This window comes from Hyphomicrobium sp. (assembly GCF_035572195.1).
GTDB lineage: Bacteria > Pseudomonadota > Alphaproteobacteria > Rhizobiales > Hyphomicrobiaceae > Hyphomicrobium_B.
Genome location: NZ_DATNBA010000078.1, coordinates 1 through 4,713 on the forward strand (window position 1 = coordinate 1; position 4,713 = coordinate 4,713).

Sequence of the window (4,713 nt, forward strand, 5' to 3'; positions counted from 1 at the left end):
CAATCGGGCAAATCGGCATTGCCGCCGACGGCATAGACGCCCAGAGGAGCACGAAAGTCGAGATCCTTGAAAATCGCGCGCAGCTTCGATCGCAGCTTGGCCCGCCGCCGGCTGTTGTATTCTTGCAAATAATCGCCGGCCATCACGATCAGGTCGGGCTGCTCCGCCATCACGCGCGTCATTACGCCGCGCTCGTACCCGCCGATCCGGTCTGTCTGCAAATCGGCGATGATCGCCAGCCGGATCGGTCGCGAAAGCTTGTCGCTGGCGAGCGTTTGATAAGTCACCTCCAACCAGCGCGGTTCGATCAGAAACGCGTCGACGGCCACGGCTTCGAGCGCAACGCATGCAATGGCCAATAGCAGCGCTGCGCGGTGCGAGCGGCGGTGCAATAGCCAGGCGCCATAGCAGACCGTCAAAGCGGCAAAGCCGAACAATCCATAACAGAATAAGCGCATCGTGCCAAATCCGTTTTCGCCAAGCCCGACGGCGAACAGCCCGCCCAGCGCGAGGACCGCGACGCAGGCCCAGTTGCAGTCTCGCGCGGAAAAATCGGGCTCGCGCGCCGCTCGGCTCAACACCCAGCAGGCGGTCGACGCGGCGATCGTCATTGCGATGAAGTAGATCGGCGTGGCCATCAAGAGGGTCAGCCGCCTAACTTGGCGAGGGCTTCGAGCACCTGCTGGTCGTGACCGTCGACCGAGACCTTCTTCCAAACCTTGCGCACAATCCCCTCGGCGTCGATCAGAAACGTCGAGCGCTGCACGCCCCACGACTTTTTTCCGTACATGTTCTTTTCGCGCCAGGCGCCATATTTTTCCGCCGTCTTGTGATCGCTGTCGGCCAGTAAGAGAAAATTCAATTCGTATTTGTCGCGAAATCTCACGTGGCTTGTCACGTCGTCGGTGCTGACGCCGAACACCTTGGCGCCGGCCTTGACCAGGTCTTTCCGGCGGTCGCGAAACGCGCATGCTTCCTTAGTGCAGCCGGGCGTGTCGTCACGGGGATAGAAGTAGAGGACTACCGGGCCGCCGCGCAAATCCTTGAGCTTCACCTTCGAACCATCATCGGCGGGCAGCGTGAACTCGGCCGCTTTGCTTCCTTCTTCGATCCAGTCGCTCACGGGCGTCTCCTCTCAGTCCGACTCTCACGATATGTATTCCAATCGACTCCAGGGGATTATAGCAAACCGCCCGCCGGTTGGCGCGCGATAGGGCCGCGGGACCGCCGCGCACGATGACTGGGTCCGCCCGTCGAAAATTTGCCGCTTAATCGCCTTGGAATTCCGCTGAAACGACGGCACGGCCGCGGCTCGTGATGTCCCGGCGGTTGCGGCCTCCATGCGGCGAGCTGCCGGTGCGTTTGATGGCGCGGATCGTCCACAGCGGCGAACGGGCAAGGTGGGCGATCATTCCCGGGTGACTCGTGGTGATCGTCACTCGATGGCCATCGGCGCGCACGAGCTTGCTGACCTCGGCGAGAAAACGCGAGCCGATGCCGATGCCCTGATAGTCGGGCAATACAACCAGCCGAGTCACGCGCCGCACGCCGGCATGGCCGATGCTCGGCAAGAAGCCCGCAAATGCGACGGGCGTCTCGCCGAGAAAGCCGACAAAGCATCGCGCGGAAGGGGCCAACCGGCCGCTTAGATAATGATGTCGCTCAAACACTCGCCAAGCCGAGCGGCGAGTGCGATAGATTCGCAGTCGCAACTCGCTTCGCCGAAGCCGGCCTCGGGAGAGATGCCGTGTCGCCATGTCGAGCACCCAGTCAGGTTCGAGCCAGGTCAACACGTCGTAATGGCACGTCACCGCCACGAACCGTTGCTCGAATCGGCCCGACCGAATCGCTTTGCTCACGGCTGCGGCGCCGATCTGAGCGGCCGTCCGATCCACGACGCTGCTGAATTCGTCGAACGCAACGAGCGGCCGTCCTGCGAGCAAGACTCGAGCCAGATCGCAACGAAAGCGCTCGCCGCCCGATAGCAGCCCGTTGAAAATCTGCTTGGCGGGCGCTACATTGCGGCGGGCGATTTTCGAGCCGCAGCAGGGAGGTCGGACGATGGCGCTGGGCAAGCGGAAGACGGAGCAGCAGCAGGAATTGTTCATTCCGGCGGATCGGCTGCCCCGGTCGCCGGGACATGTCTTCTATCGGAAGCTGAACGGGCTGTTGGCCGAAGCCGGTTTCGACGCCTGGCTCGAAGAATGCTGCCGCCCCTTTTACGCCGACGGCCAAGGACGCGAAGGCATCCCGCCGGGGACTTACTTCCGCATGCTGTTGGTCGGCTACTTCGAGGGCATCGGCTCGCAACGCGGGATCGCTTGGCGTTCGAGCGATAGCCTGTCGATCCGGGATTTTTTGGGAGTGCCGGCCGCGAAAGAATCGCCCGACCACTCCTCCTTGTCCAGGATTCGCGAGCGTCTCCCGTTCGAATTGCACCTGGAGGTCTTCGCTTGGATCCTGAAGCTGGCCGATGAGAAGAAACTGCTCAAAGGAAAGAACGTGGCCGTCGATTCGACGACGCTGGAAGCCGACGCGGCGATGAAGAGCATCGTCCGGCGGGACAACGGCGAAGACTGGAAGCAGTACGTCACGAGGTTGATGCAAGAGGAAGGCGTGATCGCCGAGGACGCGCAGCCGACGGACGAAGAGCTGCGTCGCTATGACAAAGGCCGCAAGAACAAGAAGGTTTCCAACGACGAATGGGTCAGTTCGACGGACCCCGACAGCCGCATCGCCCGCATGAAGGACGGCACGACGCACCTGGCCTACAAGGCCGAGCACGTCGTGGACCTGGACACGAATCTGATCCTGGCGGCCGAGGTCTATCATGCCAATCAGTCCGATCACCAGACCCTTGAGGACAGCTTGCATCAGGCGCAGATCAACCAAGAGGCGGCCGGCAGTTCGGCGCAAATCCGAAACGTCGCGGCGGACAAGGGCTATCACTCGGCCGAGACGCTCGCGACGCTCGCGGAGCACACGCCGTATCGCACGTACATCCCCGAGCCGGCGCGTGCCGGAAATCGGCGCTGGACCGACAAGCCGCCGGAGCAACGCACGGCAGTCCATGCCAATCGCCGTCGCACGCGCGGCGATCGCGGGAAGCGTCTGCAACGCCTGCGCAGCGAATTCGTAGAGCGCACGTTCGCGCACGTCTGCGAGACGGGCGGGGCGAGACGCAGTTGGCTGCACGGCATCGAGAGGGTTCGCAAACGGCATCTGATCGCAGCCGCCGCGCACAATCTCGGCCTTCTGATGCGCGTGCTGTTCAAGATGGGCACGCCGCGGGGGTTGCAGGCGCTGGCGGACCTCGTCTTGTCCCTCTACTTGGTCCTTGCGACGCTCTGGAAGCTCGTCTTGCGCCGGGAATTCGTTTCCGAGACCGTCCGGCCCTCCGTCCGCCTCGGTCGGTCGCGACGCGGGCTCGCATGAATCCCGCCGAAAAACATGACAAGTTCAACACGCTGCTAACGCCGTAGCTTCGGTCCTGGCGTTTTGGGCCTTCACCGTCTCGAGGCGCCTTGCGGCGCTGAGCGGCTTTTCGAATTTGCCGCGGGCGGCAGCGAACGTAGCGGCAGGGTCTCCTCTCCCGGCGCCGGCTCGACGATCAATTTATAGCCGAGCTTGTTCTCCGGCTTGTTGAATAGGTTCTTCAGACGCTCCAGCGGACTATTGATCGAAGGCCGATCGAAAACATACATCAGCCGATGCTCGTTGTTCGGAGCATGATTGGGCAGGAATTCGTTGATCGCAAAGATCGTCATGTCCTTTTCCAGAAAGATCACTTGCACCAACTGGAAATTCGCGGCGTCCTGTTGCGTTTTGGGCAAGGCCTCCAGCAGCACCTGTCCCTTCCGCAAATCTATCTGGGTGTGGTTCCTGTCGGGCGTCGAAACGCGAATCCAAAATCGCTGCTCCATCTTTTCCGCCGTCGAACCGAATACGAACGGCAGGGGAGCGTCGGCGATCGCCTTCCCCTTCAGGTTTTCGGGCAGGCGCCGTTCGATGATTTGCTTCTCCGGAACCTCGCGGACCTCATAGATCGCTTTTCCGTCGCAAACCCAATGCTCGCCGTTGTTCTTATCCGGCTCGGAATCGACCTGATACATTCCCCGGTCGGGCGCCGCGTAGCTCAATCTTCCCGTCCGCTTGACCGGTTCTTGCGGCTGTCGAGGGTTGAGTTGCAAGCGGTTGTTGAATTCGCTCAAGGTGAAGCTGCACGAGAACGTCTTGACGCCGGCGTTCTTCTCCTCCCACTTCTTGAGCACCAACTGGACGACGGCTTCGTCCTCGGGGCTTAATCGAAAGTAGGGGGCTGCGCGGCGCTCGACGGAGGGGCCGGCGGGTTGCCTGGGGACGGGCACCCCCGGCAGCCGCCGGCTCAGCGACGTTCCGCCCGGCGCCGGGTATTGCCGCGGCCCGGCCGGCTGCTGCCGCTCGGCGGATGGATCGCCGTACGTCGCGGCTTGCCGATTGGGCGCGCGTTGGGCGCTCGCCGGGGTCGCGGCAAAGACGACGGCCGCGATGGCGGCGAAACCAATCCCTATTCGACGATGGCCACAAGGCATCGGAAATCTCCAGCGCACGATTCGTGGCGCCGCGCACCGGCGCGACGAAAGCATTCAGCCTGCCCGGCGAGGGGGAATCGTAGCAAAAAGCCCCCGGCGGACCTAGCTCGGTTCGGCGAGGCGGCTAAGCGGGTAAGAGGGG

At 62.7% G+C, this 4,713-nt stretch carries 4 protein-coding genes and 1 pseudogene; 1 reads left to right on the forward strand and 4 read right to left on the reverse strand.

Translation table 11 applies throughout. The annotated features are described in order from the left end of the window. The 3 genes and pseudogenes from VN623_RS07085 to VN623_RS07095 all read right to left on the reverse strand — a co-directional run. A pseudogene (locus VN623_RS07085) lies at positions 1-638 on the reverse strand (hypothetical protein); the annotation flags it as partial. Between the two features lie 8 nt (positions 639-646). After that, positions 647-1,123, reverse strand: a complete 477-nt coding sequence (gene bcp / locus VN623_RS07090) for a thioredoxin-dependent thiol peroxidase (protein ID WP_325569534.1) — start codon at positions 1,121-1,123, stop codon at positions 647-649. Positions 1,124-1,268: 145 nt separating this feature from the next. Beyond that, positions 1,269-1,859: a GNAT family N-acetyltransferase gene (locus VN623_RS07095; RefSeq protein ID WP_325569536.1), complete on the reverse strand. Its 591-nt coding sequence runs from the start codon at positions 1,857-1,859 to the stop codon at positions 1,269-1,271. A 202-nt stretch (positions 1,860-2,061) separates the two neighbouring features. Here VN623_RS07095 and VN623_RS07100 point away from each other — a divergent pair, with 202 nt between their 5' ends. Further along, the gene (locus VN623_RS07100; protein WP_325569538.1) at positions 2,062-3,435 is read left to right on the forward strand and encodes a transposase; all 1,374 of its coding nucleotides are present in this window, start codon (positions 2,062-2,064) and stop codon (positions 3,433-3,435) included. Between the two features lie 71 nt (positions 3,436-3,506). Here the strand turns inward: VN623_RS07100 and VN623_RS07105 are convergent, their stop codons facing one another. Continuing rightward, positions 3,507-4,571 (reverse strand): hypothetical protein, encoded by a 1,065-nt coding sequence (locus VN623_RS07105; protein WP_325569540.1) that lies wholly within the window; start codon positions 4,569-4,571, stop codon positions 3,507-3,509. Between the last annotated feature and the right edge of the window lie 142 nt (positions 4,572-4,713).